This window comes from Streptomyces sp. NPDC026417, assembly GCF_055567695.1.
In genome coordinates this window covers 157307-170796 of the sequence record NZ_JBVHPY010000018.1, presented here as the reverse complement: position 1 = coordinate 170796, position 13490 = coordinate 157307, and the positions used below count along the sequence as shown (strand labels likewise).

Here is a 13490-nt window from a genome sequence, read left to right as displayed (position 1 = left end):
GTGTGCCTTTCACTTGCCGAGGGACGTGAGGACGTCGCGCCGCAGGGCGAGCCGCGCCGGGTCGTCGTGTGCGGAGCGCTCGCGTGGCCGCGGCACCGGATGGACGGCGAGGAGACCGCCTGCGGCACCGGGTGTCCGCCCGTGCCGGTCGGCCTCGCCGGGGCGGCCGGAGCCGAGCAGTGCCACCCGGTCACCGAGGAACAGCGCCTCGTCCACGTCGTGGGTCACGAAGACGACGGTGGCGCCGCCGCCGTGCAGCACCTCGACGAGGAGGTCCTGCATGCCGGCGCGGGTCTGGGCGTCGAGGGCCCCGAAGGGTTCGTCCATGAGGACGGCCCGGGGCCGCCCGGCCAGGGCGCGGGCGAGCTGGACGCGCTGGCGCTGGCCGCCGGAGACGCGGTGCGGCAACTGCCGTGCGCGGCCGTCGAGTCCGACCCGGGTGAGCCAGCCGTCCGCCTGGGACCGGCGCGCGCCGCGCGGCACCCCCTGGATGGCGAGGGGGAGTTCGATGTTGGCGCGCAGGGTGCGCCAGGGCAGGAGGGCGTCCTCCTGGAAGACGAGGGCGCGGTCGGCGGCGGGGGCGACCAGTGGGCGGCCGTCCTGCTCGACCGTGCCCGCGAGGGCGGGCAGCAGTCCGGCGAGGGTCCGCAGGAGAGTCGACTTGCCGCAGCCCGAGGGCCCCACGACGGTCAGGATCTCGCCGGGGGCGATGTCCAGGTCGACGTCTTCGAGGACGGGGACGCCGGGGCGGCCCAGCGCGGCGCCGGTGAGGGTGAGCCGCGTTCCGTGCGGCGGGGCGGGGGCCGCGGCGGTGGCCCGGGCCGGGCCGGACGTCTCAGACGAGGTGCTCATCGCGGACCTCCCTTCCGGGTGCGGCGACGGCCGGCCGGGCGGGCGCGGGCGCGGCGGCCGGGCCGGTGCGCACCCGGGCGCCGGGGACGTACTCCGTGCGCGGCAGCCACCGGGTGAACCAGCGGCCCACGCGCTCGACGGCCGTGGAGGTGAGCCAGCCGAGCAGGCCGATGGTGACCATGCCGACGAAGACGCCGGGGTAGTCGACGACGGTGTAGTCCTGCCAGGTGCGGTAGCCGACGCCGTACTGGCCGGAGATCATCTCGGCGGAGATGACGCAGATCCACGAGACGCCGATGCCGACGGAGAGGCCGCCGAAGATGCCGGGCAGCGCGCCGGGCAGCACCACCGAGCCGAGGACGCGCCACCGGCCGCCGCCCATCGTCCGCACCGCCTCCTCCCAGACGGGGGTGAGCGCCCGCACCGCGTGCCGGGTGGAGACCAGGACGGGGAAGAAGGCGGCGGCGCAGGTGATGAAGACGATGCCCTGTTCGTTGCTGGGGAACAGCAGGATGGCGACGGGCACGAGCGCGATCGCCGGGACGGGCCGGATCACCTCCAGGACGGGGCCGAGCAGGTCCTCGACGAGGCGGGAGCGTGCCACGGCCACACCGGTGGCGACACCCAGGGCGGCCGCCAGGAGGAAGCCGGTGAGGATCCGGGTGAGGCTGTCGGTGAGGTCCGTCCAGTAGTCGCCGCCGCCGAGCCGGTCGCCGAACGCACGGGCCACGTCGGCGACGGTCGGGAACTGCGAGAAGCGCAGCCACAGGTCGACGTCCAGACTGGTCAGCAGCTGCCAGGCGGTCAGGAAGGCGGCGAGCGACGTGGCCCGCAGCGCGTAGCGGCCGAGCCCGTGGGGGAGCCCCGTCCGCCGGACGGCCCGTGGCGCTCCCGCGCTGCCCCCGGTCACGACGCCCGCTCCAGGGCCTCGGCGTAGGAGACCGTGCGGGCGCCCGGGTGAGCGGCGGTGTAGGCCTTGGCGGTCGCGGCGGTGACGAACGGGTGGAGAGCGTCGCCGTCCGCCACCCACACCGACTTGTCCGCGAACCAGAGCGTGCCGGTGGTCGTGTCGGAGACGTACGCGGCGCGCACGTTCCCGCGGTGGGCGGACACGTGACGGAGCAGGGCGGACGCCGAGGTGAACGTGCGCGTCCCGGTGGCGCCCTCGGGCCACACCTCACCGGCGGCCGGAGAGGGACCGGCGGCCAGGGCGTCGGCGTATCCGGCGGTGCCCAGCGCCTTCTTCACGTACCGGTCGTCGACGAAGGCGTCCACGTCGACGTCCCCGACGAGCTTCGCCGACTTCAGCACGGACACGTCCTTCTTCAGCGCGGCGATCAGCCGGGGCTTGAGGGCGGGACCGAAGGTGGCGATGCCGTGTGCGCCGTTGTAGAGGTAGACGACCTCGGCGGGCAGCCCGGTCGCCTTCGCGACCTTCTCCGCGGCGGGCACGGGATGGTCGTGGAGGTAGTCCGTCGCCCGGTACTGGGCCTTGAGGAAGGCCTCCAGGACGGCGGGGCGTTTCTCGGCGAAGTCCTTGCGGGCGGTGACGCCGTGGAACGTCGGCAGGCGCAGCGCCGCCCCGTCGTACAGGGCCTTCGCCTTGCCCTGGTGGGCGAGGAGACCGGGCCAGGCGACGAACTGGGAGAGGGCGTCGGCGCTGCCGGCCGAGAGGGCCGAAGCGCCCACCGCGGGCTGCTGGTTGAGCTTCTCGATGCCCTTGTCGGGGTCGATTCCGGCGCGTTGGAGGGCGCGGACGAGGGTGCCGTCGGCCGCCGAGCCGATACTCGTCGACACCTTCTTGCCGCGCAGGTCGGCGAGGGAGTCGAGCCGCGAGTCCGGTGCGGTGACGATGGTGTTGAGGCCGCCGCTCAGGTTGTAGCCGGTGACGGAGACGAGACGCGTCGGGCGGTTGAGCTGGGTGCCGCGGGCGGCGTTGATGAGCAGCGGGAAGTCGCCCATCGAGCCGATGTCGATCTTCCCGGCGGTCATCTGGGCGGTGATGGGGGCGCCGGTCGCGTAGTCCTGCCAGGCGACGCGGTAGGTGGTGCCGTCGCCGAGGGCGTTCAGCTCCTGCTCGAAGTAGCCGAGCGAGCGGAGCAGGGTGCCGGCCGTCACGGTGTTGATCGTCTTGGACTGGTAGCCGACGGTGACCGTGACCGTCGAGCCGCCACCGGCCTCGGCGTCGCCGCCGCAGCCGGTGAGGGGAAGCAGGAGGGCTGCGGCGGTCATCGCGACCGCCGTGCGTTTCGCGTTGCTGGGCATGGGAGTTCGGGCCTCTCGCCGGAGCGGTTCGACGGATCAGCGGAGCAGGTACGGCATGTTGACCGTGACGGCGCCGGTCGGGCAGCGGGCGGCGCACGGGCCGCAGTACCAGCACTCGTCGACGTGCATGTAGGCCTTGCCGTTGCTCTCGTCGATGGCGAGGGAGTCCAGCGGGCACATGTCGACGCAGAGGGTGCAGCCGTCGATGCACTTCGACTCGTCGATGGTCACGGGCACGTCGGCCCGCTGGGGCGCCAAGGGCATGGCTGTCTCCAGGAATCGGTACGGGAAGAGGGCCGCGCGGGGCGGTGGGCCGGGCGCCGGTGCGGCGTCCCCGGCGCGGACGGGGCTACAGCAGGCGGTGCAGCCGGCCGTTCATGGTGATGCGGTCGCCGCGGAAGCGGATGAACTCGAGGTCGACGGGGCGGCCGTCGGCGAGGTGGGTGAGCCGTTCCAGCATGAGTACGGCCGTGCCGCGCGGCGCCTCCAGTACGGCGGCGGAGTGCGCGTCCGCGTTCACGGCCTCCAGGGTGATCTCGGCGTGCCCGAGCGGACGGCCGGTGACCGACTCCAGGAGGCGGAAGACGTCCGTGTTCTCCAGGTCGGCGCCGAGCAGGGCGGTGCCGATGTCGAGGGGGATGTAGGTGAGGTCGAGGGAGAGGGGGAGACCGTCCAGGCGGCGCAGGCGCTCGATGTAGAGGACGTCGGCGCCGGGCGGCACGCGCAGGCGTTCGGCGACCGGCCCCGGTGCGGGCACGGGGCCGACGGTCCGCACCTCGTTGCTGACCTGGCCGTGTTCCCGCAGGGTTTCCGCGAGTCCCATCAGCCGGTCGAGTCCGTGGGCGTACTTCTGGGCGACGACGACCGTGCCGACTCCGGGGACCCGGGCCACCAGGCCCTCGGCGCGCAGCAGGTCGAGGGCCTGGCGGACGGTGTTGCGCGAGACGCGGTAGTCGTCGCCGATGGCTGCCTCGTGCGGCAGGGTGCCGTCCGGGAAGCCGCCGGTCAGCACTTGCTGGCGCAGCAGGTCGGCGAGCTGCCTGGCCCGGTCCGCACGCAGCCGCCGCCGGTGGGCGGCGACGGTGGTCGCGCCGGCTCCGGCGTGCTCTCGGATGCGTTCGGTGGGCATGCGAGGGACCCTACCCACGGGGTCCGGGCCGTGGTGTTGCCGCAGTGTTGCGCCACCTGCGCCACCCCGGAGGAACCCGCTGACCTGCACGTCCCGGTCCCCACGAGACAAGATCTGCCACCACGCCGCGCTCCCGCCGCGGTGACCGCCGGGGCCCGGACTCCCTCGGCCACGCCGCGCTCCCTCCCCCCGGTGACCGCGGGGGCCCGGACTCTCTCGGCTGCGGCCGTGCGGCGCCCGTCGCGGGGAGCCGGACACGCGGCGCAGGGGTCGGCGGCGGTCGTTCCCGCGGGGCGCGGCGGCGGGCGGGAGGCCGGCTGCCGCCGCGGCCCGGTCGGGGCGAGGTCAGCTCCTCGGCACCACCGTGCCGGTCACCTCGCCGAGGCCCACCCGCGTACCGCCCGGCCCGGGGGCCCAGGCCGTGAGGGTCACCTCGTCGCCGTCCTCCAGGAACGTCCGCTTGCCGTCGGGGAGTTCGAGGGCGTCGCGGCCGTTCCAGGTGAGTTCCAGCAGCGAACCGCGCTCGCCCTCGGCGGGGCCGCTGACCGTCCCGGAGCCGTACAGGTCACCGGTCCGCAGGGACGCGCCGTTGACCGTCATGTGCGTCAGCTGCTGTGCCGCCGTCCAGTACATGGTGGAGAACGGCGGCTCGGAGACCGTGTGCCCGTTGATCGCGACGGAGATGCGCAGGTCGTAGCCGCCGGGGTCCTCCGAGGCGTCGTCCAGGTAGGGGAGGAGCGGGTGGGTGCGCTCCGGCGGCGCCACCCGCGCGTCCTCCAGCGCGTCGAGCGGGGTGATCCACGCCGACACCGAGGTGGCGAAGGACTTGCCGAGGAAGGGGCCGAGCGGGACGTACTCCCAGGCCTGGATGTCGCGCGCCGACCAGTCGTTGAGGAGGCACAGGCCGAAGACGTGGTCCCGGAAGGCCGACAGGGGGACGGCGGCGCCCATCGCGGAGGGGGTGCCGACGACGAACCCCACCTCCGCCTCGATGTCGAGGCGGACGGACGGACCGAAGACCGGGGCCGCGTCCGTGGGGGCCTTGCGCTGGCCCGAGGGACGGATCACGTCCGTGCCCGACACCACGACCGTGCCGGACCGGCCGTGGTAACCGATCGGCAGGTGCTTCCAGTTCGGCGTGAGGGAGTCCTCCGCGTCCGGGCGGAAGATCTGCCCGACATTGCGGGCGTGGTTCTCGGAGGCGTAGAAGTCGACGTAGTCCGCGACCTCGAAGGGCAGGTGCAGTGTCACCTCGGACAGCGGATGCAGCAGGGGCTCGATCGCCTCGCGGTGGGCGGGGACCGTCACCCACGCGGTGAGCGCGCGCCGTACGTCGGACCAGGCCGTGCGGCCCGCGGCGAGCAGGGGGTTGAGGGTCGGCTGCGCGAGCAGCGCCTCGTAGGGGGAGCCGAGCGCCCGTGCCGCGGCGCCCGCGTCGAGCACCCGGTCGCCGAGCCGCACGCCCACCCGCCGGGCGTCCGGGCCGGACCCCGAAGGGGAGAACACGCCGTACGGAAGATTGTGCGGACCGAAGGGGTCGCCCTCGGGGACATCGAAGGGGGGCATCGGGTGCTGCCTCGCTTTCGTGCTCGCCTGTGATCCATGTGTTCCACGCGTTCCGTGTGGTCGCGGCACACGTTACGTGGGAGGGACGACCCGGGGCAGGTCCCGTGACGGACGGCTCACGCGCGGACGGCGGAGTCCGCGTCCGCCGGTACGGGGAGCGTCGGCCGTCCCGGCGGGGGCACCGTGCGTCACACCGGCGGCACGGTGCGTCATGTGCGGGGTGCCCCGCGTCACAGGACGGCGCCCCGTGCCACGGGTGATGCCCTCGATTCCCTTGCGGGTGAACGGCGTTGCTGTCGGGATACCGGACGACGTCCGGTTCACGCCGGGCCGTTGGGACGTTCGATCCGTATTCTTCGGATCATGGCCGCTCCGACTGCATATTCACTCATCGCCACTGACCTGGACGGAACGCTGCTGCGCGGCGACGACACCCTCTCCGACCGGTCGCGGGCCGCGCTGGCGCGGGTGGCCGAGGCGGGGGCCCGGCATCTCGTGGTGACCGGCCGCCCGGCACCCCGGGTGCGTCCGCTGCTCGCCGAACTCGGCAGCGAGGGGCTGGCGGTGTGCGGGCAGGGCGCGCAGCTGTACGACGCCGGGGCCGGCCGTCTGCTGTGGTCGGTGACCCTGGACCGTGAGCTGGCCGAGACCGCGCTCGGCAAGATCGAGGCCGAGGTCGGTCAGGTCTTCGCGGCCGTGGACCAGGACGGAGTGGACGGGCTCACGCTCATCGAGCCCGGCTACCTGATGCCGCACCCGACCCTGCCCGCGGTGCGGGTGCGGCGGCGCGACGACCTCTGGGCGGAGCCGATCAGCAAGGTGCTGCTCCGCCACTCCGCGCTGTCCGACGACGAGTTGGCGTCGGTGGCCAGAGCGACGGTCGGTTCACTGGCGACGGTCACCATGTCGGGGCCCGGCACCGTCGAACTCCAGCCATGTGGCGTGACCAAGGCGACGGGTCTCGCGCTCGCCGCCGGACACCTGGGCCTGTCGCCGGCGGACACGATCGCCTTCGGTGACATGCCCAACGACCTTCCCATGTTCGACTGGGCGGCCCGCGGCGTCGCCATGGCCAACGCACATCCCGAACTCAAGGCGGTCGCCGACGAGATCACCCTGTCGAACGAGGAGGACGGCATCGCCGTGGTCCTGGAACGGCTGTTCCCCGGCCCTCGGGACCGGGGAACGGCAGCGGCCGTGCCGGTGCAGGGCGCGGCGGGCGCCCTGCACCGTGCGGCTCAGTAGGCGCCGAAGACGTTGTCGATCGAGCCGTACTTGTCGGCGGCGTAGTTGCAGGCCGCCGTGATGTTCGCGACGGGGTCGTACGGGTCCATCGACGTGCCGTCCACGTGGTACGCGGCGAAGGTCGGGTCGATGACCTGGAGGAGACCCTTGGACGGCGTGCCGGCCACGGCGTTGGAGTCCCAGTTGTTGATGGCCTGCGGGTTGCCGGACGACTCGCGCATGACGTTGCGGTGGATGCCCTCGTAGCTGCCCGGGATGCCCTTCTGGGACATGATGTCCAGGGCTTCCTTGATCCAGCCGTCCAGGTCGTTCGTGTAGGTCTTCGCGGCCGCGGGGGCGGCGGCGCTCTTGGCCGTCGCGGTGGCCGCCTTCGCGGTTCCCCCGACGGTCTTCGTGCCGACCGTCAGCTTCAGGCCCGGCCGGATCAGCGACGGGTCGCTGCCGATGACCGCGCGGTTGGCCTCGTACAGCTTCTTCCAGTCGCTGCCCTTGGCGTGCTCGCGGGCGATCTTGGACAGGGTGTCGCCCAGGGCCACCTTGTAGGTGACGAGCTGGACCTGCGGGACCGCGGCCGGTGCGGACTGCGCGGCCTGCGCCGGCTGCGCCGCCTGGGCGCCGGTCGCGCCGATGACGGGGAGCACGAGCGCGGCTCCGCCCGTTCCGACGGCGACGAGCCCGCGGGTGAGGGCGTTGTTTCTGGGACGACGGTGCTTGCCGCGAGCGGCCATGGCGAATTTCCTCTCCGGTGCCTGCGAGGTGAGCTGTCGGGTTCGGGCTGGAGTTGCCCGGCCGCACGGTGACGCGCGACTTCACCCCGAGCCGCTCCGGTGCGTCCGGATCGGCGGCTTACCTGGGTCCCCCGCTCCTGCCGTGCGTGGGTGGGTGGGGTCACCGAGCGGCGGCAGGATTAGGCGGGTCCGCTCGGATCGACTGGAACGTATGCGAGAGCACATGTCCGAAACAAGGCCCGATTTCCCATCGCAGGGCTTTTGATCTACCTCTGAGCAGGGGGGAAATAGTCCGATTAGACCGGAACGTGAAACTCAACTTGCCTTTAGCAAATGGAGACTTGTCCGGCCCGCCGAGCCGGAAGATCCATTGCCGCGTGACCCATTTCACGCAACCAAGCCCCATCAATGGGGCGCGATGCGGCCAACTCGGGCATTACAGGCACCGACCGGGCGGCCGGACACCGGCCGCTCCCGCGCGCCGGCTCCGTTCGTCGGCCCGTCGGGCGCGGCGGCGGAGGGCTAGCCGGCCGTGCGCGGGATGCGCCTCTCCCAGGTGCGGTGGAAGACGACCTCGTCGCCGTCCTTGCAGACGACCTCGTTCCGGGTGACGAAGTCCCTTGCGTCGCAGGTGATTTCGGAGTGGGTCTCCACGTGGGCGTGCCAGGAGTCCTCCGGCCGGTGGAACCGGATCGACCAGTCGGCGCGGGCGCGGGCGGAGAGCGGGTCCGACTCGTCCGTGGTGTACGTCTCCAGGGCGTCCTCGGTGACTTCGAGGCCGTCGGGGTACACGCGGGTGCCGCCCTGGCGCGGGTCCACCTCCAGTCGCCAGGTGCCCGCGGCGACGTCCCGCACGACCAGCCGTTCCGGGCGGGGTTCGTCCAGCGTGGCCGGGACCACCGCGCCGAGCGGCGGTGCCTCCTCCGCCTCCTCGAAGGTCACCGAGGGGTCCAACTCCCTGGCTCGTACCGGAAGTTCCAGCGAACTGCCCTCCGGGTGCAGCGTGAAGCCGGCGTCCGAGCCCGGCTGGGGCCAGACCCACGGCCAGTAGGCCGAGGAGACCGACAGCCGGATGCGGTGGCCCGGGGGGAAGGCGTGGCCGATGGCGGTCAGCTCGAAGGCCACCTCCTGCGTGGCGCCGGGCGGCCACTCCACCACCCGGTCCGTGCCCTCCCGGGCGGAGAGGTTCAGCACGCCGCGCGTGACGAGCGTCGACGCACCGTCCGGGAACACGTCGCAGACCCGCGCGATCACCTGCCCGCGCGGCACCGGCGAGGTCAGCCGCAGCCGGACCCGCGGGCGGCCCAGCACCCAGGTCTCCTCCCGCACCTCGAACTCGAAGCACGCCGACTTCGCGTCCTCGTCCCGCTGGTCGGGCGGCAGGTCGGCGTCGCCGCCGAGGGGGAGGAAGCGGCCGGCGTCCAGGCCCGTGTGCAGGGGCGAGCGCACCGGTACGGGCACGCCCTGAAGCGCGTACGACACCGGTGTCACCGACGGCGGGGGCCAGGCGTCGTCCCCCACCCAGCGGCCGGGCAGGTCCGGGTAGACCGTGGCCGGCCGGTGCGAATCGGTGATGTACGCGCGCAGCAGCGGTTCGGACATCACGTCGGCGGTGCCGTCCCTGCCGTCGGTGCCGTCCCTGCCGTCGGTGCGGGCCCGTCCGTCGGTGCCGTCCCCGTCCGAGGTGCCGACGCCGTCCGGGCCCGGCTTCAGCCAGTGGTCCCACCAGCGCAGCGTCTCCTGCAGGAAGCCGATCGCGGGGCCGGGCGGCAGCCCCCGGTCGGGGTACTGGTGCGACCAGGGTCCGATCAGGCCCCGTACGCGGTCGGCCGGGAGGTACTCCACCAGCCGCAGGACGGTGTCCCGGTACGGGTCGTGCCAGCCGCCGACCGCCAGTACCGCGGCCCGGACCGACCCGTAGTCCTCGCGCACGCCGCCGCTCCGCCAGTACGCGTCCCGGGTCTGGTGCGCGAGCCAGGCGTGGACGGGTGGCTCCACGGCCGCCAGCCGCTTCACCCACATGTCGCGCCACATCACCTGGCCGACGTGCCGCGGGTCCGGCGGCCGGGAGGCGAAGGCGAGCATCGCCGCCGCCCGGGCGTGCAGGCCGCAGGCGAGGACGGAACCGCCCAGGTAATGCCGGTCGTTGTCGTAGCGGTCGTCCGTCGAGCAGACCGCGACGACCGCCTTGAGCGGTCCGGGTGCGAGGGCCGCGACGCGGAGGGAGTCGAGCCCGCCCCAGGACAGGCCGAACATGCCGACGCTGCCGCTGCACCACGGCTGGTCGGCGAGCCACCGGACGACCTCGGCCCCGTCGAGGGCCTCCCCGGGGGCGTGCTCGTCCGCCGGCAGGCCCTCCGAGTTGCCGTGGCCGCGGACGTCCACGCGCACCGACGCGTAGCCGTGGCCCGCGTACCAGGGGTGGCGCTGCCAGTCGCGGGGCGCGGTCCGGTCCGTCAGGCGGTGCGGGAGGTACTCCAGCAGCGCCGGTACCGGCTCGTCGGTGACCGGGCGCCACACCCGTGCGTACAGCCGCATCCCGTCCGGCAGCGGGATCAGGACGTCCTCGTGCACCGACTCGTAGGGGAACGACGTACGGATGTGCGGGCTCATCGCGGTGACCTCGGGGAGTGGGGTTGCCGTGCCTCGGGGAGCGCGCCGTGCGGAGAGCGCCCGTGTCGCGCGCCGGAGGCCTGCACCCGGCCAGGTGACGGCGTCGTGCGGTCCGCGGGCCACCACCCCCGACACGCCGGTACGCCCCCCGTGCCACGCCGCCCCGGTCGGTGCGCGCGCCGACCGGCCCGCCCCCGGCGGGGTGCCGCCGCCGGCTGGAGCGGGCCTCGGCCCTCGCTTGTCCGCCGGTGTGGTTCCGCTCGACCGTCACCGGACGGGGAACGGCCGCCTCCGGACCCGGGACGGCCGGGCGCGCCCCCGGGGCGCGGCGCCGCGGGCACCGGGGCACCGGCCGACGCCTCGCGCGCGAGGGGAGGCGGCCCGTACGGCCACGGGGCGGGGGAGGTGCGCGCCCGGTGGGGCCGGGTGGCGGCGGCGCGTCGGGGCACGGGAGCCTTCCGGTCGATGTCGGTGTATGTCCGGTCCTATCGAGTGATCAAGAACATACCGTCCGTCATCCCGTACCGCCCGGGCGCGACTGCCCTTCCCGGGGGAGGGAAGTCGTAGGTGGGGACGGTGGGCGCTCGTGGTGATCGAAACGTGACCGGATACGCTGACTTGAGTGATGGCAGCGACACATCGACAAACCGTGTCATCGACCGAATGATCGACCGAGTTCGCCATGTGATCGTCAGCAGACAGGAGAACCTCTCGTGACCGTCGTCGGGCCGTTCGGGCTGAGCGTGCGGGACCAGGCTCTCGAAGCCGATGTCCAGGCCGGATTGACGGCTGTCGAGGAGGGCCTGCTCGAAGCCACCAAGAGCGAGGTCCCCTTCATCACGGAGGCCGCCCAGCACCTCGTGCGGGCCGGTGGCAAGCGGTTCCGGCCGCTGCTCGTGATGCTCGCCGCGCAGTTCGGTGACCCCTACTCCCCGGGCATCGTGCCCTCGGCCGTGGTCGTCGAGCTGACCCACCTGGCGACGCTGTACCACGACGACGTGATGGACGAGGCCGAGGTCCGCCGCGGGGTGCCCAGCGCCAACACCCGCTGGGGCAATTCCATCGCCGTCCTGACCGGCGACTTCCTGTTCGCCCGCGCCTCGCACATCCTGGCGGACCTCGGGCCGGAGGCCGTCCGGGTCCAGGCCGAGGCGTTCGAGCGGCTGGTCACCGGCCAGATCCTGGAGACCGCGGGCCCCCGCGACGAGCGCGACCCGATCGACCACTACCTGGACGTGCTCAGCGGCAAGACCGGCTCCCTGGTCGCCGTGGCGTGCCGGTTCGGCGCGATGATGTCGGGCGCCGACGAGACGGTCGTGGACGTGCTCACGCAGTACGGCGAGCGGCTGGGCGTCGCCTTCCAGCTCGCCGACGACGTCCTGGACATCGCGTCCGACTCCCACGAGTCGGGCAAGACGCCCGGCACGGACCTGCGCGAGGGGATCCCCACGCTGCCCGTGCTGCGGCTGCGCGAGCGGGTGGAGCGGCTCGGGCTCGCCGAGGACATCGCGCTGTGCGAGCTGCTCGACTCCGACCTGACGGACGACGCCCGGCACGCCGAGGCGCTGGCGCGGCTGCGGGTGCACCCCGCGCTGGAGCAGGCCCGCCGGGACACCGTGCGCTACGCCGAGGACGCGCGGGCCGCGCTGGCTCCGCTGACCGAGTGCGACGCCAAGGCGGCGCTCCTGGAGCTGTGCGACGCGGTGGTGCACCGGGCCGGCTGAACCGGTCCGCGCCCGACCCCTCCACCGGCCCCGACCTCCCCACCGGCCCCGACCTCTCCACCGGGCCCGGACGGCACGCTCCGTCTCCGGGCCCGCTGCCCGGCGCCGCCCGCCGCTCAAGTGTGGCGCGTGTCACACTGATCACCTTGAGTTGAGCTGCGGTTCCGCTCCGTAATCCTCTCCGGAGGCCGCCGCAGGGGGCGTCGGCCGGGACGCGGGGAGACAGCAGCACCATGGGATCCAACAGCACGTTCGCAGCGCGCCGCACGAGCCTGTTCCTGGCCGGTGCCGCGGCTGCCGCGCTCGCGGCGGCCGCCGTTCCCGCGGCCGCCGACGGCCGAGCCCTGCCGGAGGACGGCGGCACCGTCCTCGCCGCCAGTCTGCGCGGCGCCAACGAGGTCCCGGTCGCGGATGGTCCCGCCGTCGGCGACCGGGACGGCGCGGCTCTGGAATTCATCAGGATCGAGGGCGACACGGTCTCCGTCGCCGTGAGCTGGCGCGGCACCGGCAAGCCGACCCGGCTGCACCTGCACGAGGGCGCCAGGGGCACGAACGGCGGCGTGGCGCTGGACTTCACCGAACTGCTCGACCGGGGCGGGAAGCACCGCGCCCGCGGCTCCGTCGAGGTCGAGGACGCCGCCCTGCTCGCCCGGCTGAAGAGCGAACCGGGCGCGTTCTACGCCAATCTGCACACCTCCCGGTATCCGGGCGGTGCCGTCCGCGGGCAGCTCCACCAGGTCACCACCGCCGTCGACTTCCGCCACGTGTTCGACAACTTCCAGGCGACGGTGGTCAAGGGCGAGCAGATCTACGAGTGCAAGCCGGCCGCCACCGGCGGCCACGCCTACGCCCAGCGGGACGTCGGCGCGGTACTCGCCCGCCGCATCGCTCACTCGTTCGTGGCCCCCAACTCCGGTACGCCGCAATGGGTCGCACCCGACGGCAGCGCGGTCACCGGCGCGGTCCTCACCCGGACCCCGAACGGCGACGGGAACATCCCGGAGCTGGACCTCAAGGCCACCGCGTCCGGGAAGCACCGCGGGCTGCTGGCCGGCACGGCCGAGATCCTGCGCCTCAACACCGTGGGCGGGGTGGCCCCGGCCGGGTCCTGCGCGCCCGGCTCGGTCGTCGGCGTGCCCTACCGGGCGGACTACGTGTTCGTGCAGCGCTGACGGGAGGCCGTCGGCCCGAGGGCGGTGTCTCCCCGTGCGACCCCTACGGGTCGGGGGAGGCGCCGCCCCTTCGTGTCATACCGCAGCAGTACACGGAGTTGAGCCCGGGGTCTGACGCTTCTTCCCGGCCGATTTGGTCAGATGGAAAGCACCACTCCTCATCAATTCGGGTGAGAATGGCGGCACAGGGGTGGAC

11 protein-coding genes and 1 riboswitch are annotated in these 13490 nt (G+C 73.5%); of the genes, 3 read left to right on the top strand and 8 right to left on the bottom strand.

Annotated features, from left to right (window positions below; translation table 11 throughout):
* Window positions 1–9 precede the first annotated feature (9 nt).
* The 6 genes from ACZ4NT_RS26905 to fahA all read right to left on the bottom strand — a co-directional run bounded on the left by ACZ4NT_RS26905 (window position 10) and on the right by fahA (window position 5812).
* Window positions 10–852, bottom strand: coding sequence for an ABC transporter ATP-binding protein (locus ACZ4NT_RS26905; RefSeq protein WP_467728044.1), 843 nt, complete (start codon window positions 850–852; stop codon window positions 10–12).
* Entirely contained in the window at window positions 836–1687 is an 852-nt protein-coding gene (locus tag ACZ4NT_RS26900; RefSeq protein WP_467728062.1) for an ABC transporter permease, read from the bottom strand. Before ACZ4NT_RS26900 ends, ACZ4NT_RS26905 begins: the two co-directional genes overlap by 17 nt.
* Before the next feature lie 71 nt (window positions 1688–1758).
* The gene (locus ACZ4NT_RS26895) at window positions 1759–3117 is read right to left on the bottom strand and encodes an ABC transporter substrate-binding protein (protein WP_467728042.1); all 1359 of its coding nucleotides are present in this window, start codon (window positions 3115–3117) and stop codon (window positions 1759–1761) included.
* Window positions 3118–3153: 36 nt separating this feature from the next.
* The gene (locus ACZ4NT_RS26890) at window positions 3154–3381 is read right to left on the bottom strand and encodes a 4Fe-4S dicluster domain-containing protein (protein ID WP_010986276.1); all 228 of its coding nucleotides are present in this window, start codon (window positions 3379–3381) and stop codon (window positions 3154–3156) included.
* 85 nt (window positions 3382–3466) lie between these two features.
* Entirely contained in the window at window positions 3467–4246 is a 780-nt protein-coding gene (locus tag ACZ4NT_RS26885; protein WP_467728040.1) for a GntR family transcriptional regulator, read from the bottom strand.
* A gap of 345 nt (window positions 4247–4591) precedes the next feature.
* Window positions 4592–5812, bottom strand: a complete 1221-nt coding sequence (fahA, locus tag ACZ4NT_RS26880) for a fumarylacetoacetase (RefSeq protein ID WP_121405440.1) — start codon at window positions 5810–5812, stop codon at window positions 4592–4594.
* Between the two features lie 363 nt (window positions 5813–6175).
* Between fahA and ACZ4NT_RS26875 the strand changes: the two genes are divergently transcribed.
* On the top strand, window positions 6176–7057 hold the full coding sequence (locus ACZ4NT_RS26875) for an HAD family hydrolase (RefSeq protein ID WP_467728038.1): 882 nt from the start codon (window positions 6176–6178) through the stop codon (window positions 7055–7057).
* Here ACZ4NT_RS26875 and ACZ4NT_RS26870 read toward each other — a convergent pair.
* Both ACZ4NT_RS26870 and ACZ4NT_RS26865 read right to left on the bottom strand, forming a co-directional pair.
* Window positions 7051–7785: a LysM peptidoglycan-binding domain-containing protein gene (locus tag ACZ4NT_RS26870; protein ID WP_121405441.1), complete on the bottom strand. Its 735-nt coding sequence runs from the start codon at window positions 7783–7785 to the stop codon at window positions 7051–7053. The two genes, ACZ4NT_RS26875 and ACZ4NT_RS26870, sit on opposite strands and share 7 nt — an antisense overlap.
* Window positions 7786–7788: 3 nt before the next feature.
* A riboswitch (cyclic di-AMP (ydaO/yuaA leader) is annotated at window positions 7789–7948 on the bottom strand.
* 359 nt (window positions 7949–8307) lie between these two features.
* Entirely contained in the window at window positions 8308–10398 is a 2091-nt protein-coding gene (locus tag ACZ4NT_RS26865) for a CocE/NonD family hydrolase (RefSeq protein ID WP_467728035.1), read from the bottom strand.
* A gap of 713 nt (window positions 10399–11111) precedes the next feature.
* On the opposite strand from ACZ4NT_RS26865, the gene ACZ4NT_RS26860 reads away from it, so the two are divergent.
* Both ACZ4NT_RS26860 and ACZ4NT_RS26855 read left to right on the top strand, forming a co-directional pair.
* Window positions 11112–12122: a polyprenyl synthetase family protein gene (locus ACZ4NT_RS26860; protein WP_467728033.1), complete on the top strand. Its 1011-nt coding sequence runs from the start codon at window positions 11112–11114 to the stop codon at window positions 12120–12122.
* A 233-nt stretch (window positions 12123–12355) separates the two neighbouring features.
* Window positions 12356–13294: a CHRD domain-containing protein gene (locus ACZ4NT_RS26855; RefSeq protein ID WP_467728031.1), complete on the top strand. Its 939-nt coding sequence runs from the start codon at window positions 12356–12358 to the stop codon at window positions 13292–13294.
* Window positions 13295–13490: the final 196 nt, after the last annotated feature.

Excerpts from the sequence above, each read along its gene's own strand:
- ACZ4NT_RS26905 (WP_467728044.1), bottom strand. The coding sequence starts at position 852 with ATGAGCACCTCGTCTGAGACGTCCGGCCCGGCCCGGGCCACCGCCGCG.
- ACZ4NT_RS26895 (WP_467728042.1), bottom strand. The coding sequence starts at position 3,117 with ATGCCCAGCAACGCGAAACGCACGGCGGTCGCGATGACCGCCGCAGCC.
- ACZ4NT_RS26890 (WP_010986276.1), bottom strand. The coding sequence starts at position 3,381 with ATGCCCTTGGCGCCCCAGCGGGCCGACGTGCCCGTGACCATCGACGAG.
- ACZ4NT_RS26885 (WP_467728040.1), bottom strand. The coding sequence starts at position 4,246 with ATGCCCACCGAACGCATCCGAGAGCACGCCGGAGCCGGCGCGACCACC.
- fahA (WP_121405440.1), bottom strand. The coding sequence starts at position 5,812 with ATGCCCCCCTTCGATGTCCCCGAGGGCGACCCCTTCGGTCCGCACAAT.
- ACZ4NT_RS26875 (WP_467728038.1), top strand. The coding sequence starts at position 6,176 with ATGGCCGCTCCGACTGCATATTCACTCATCGCCACTGACCTGGACGGA.
- ACZ4NT_RS26870 (WP_121405441.1), bottom strand. The coding sequence starts at position 7,785 with ATGGCCGCTCGCGGCAAGCACCGTCGTCCCAGAAACAACGCCCTCACC.
- ACZ4NT_RS26865 (WP_467728035.1), bottom strand. The coding sequence starts at position 10,398 with ATGAGCCCGCACATCCGTACGTCGTTCCCCTACGAGTCGGTGCACGAG.
- ACZ4NT_RS26855 (WP_467728031.1), top strand. The coding sequence starts at position 12,356 with ATGGGATCCAACAGCACGTTCGCAGCGCGCCGCACGAGCCTGTTCCTG.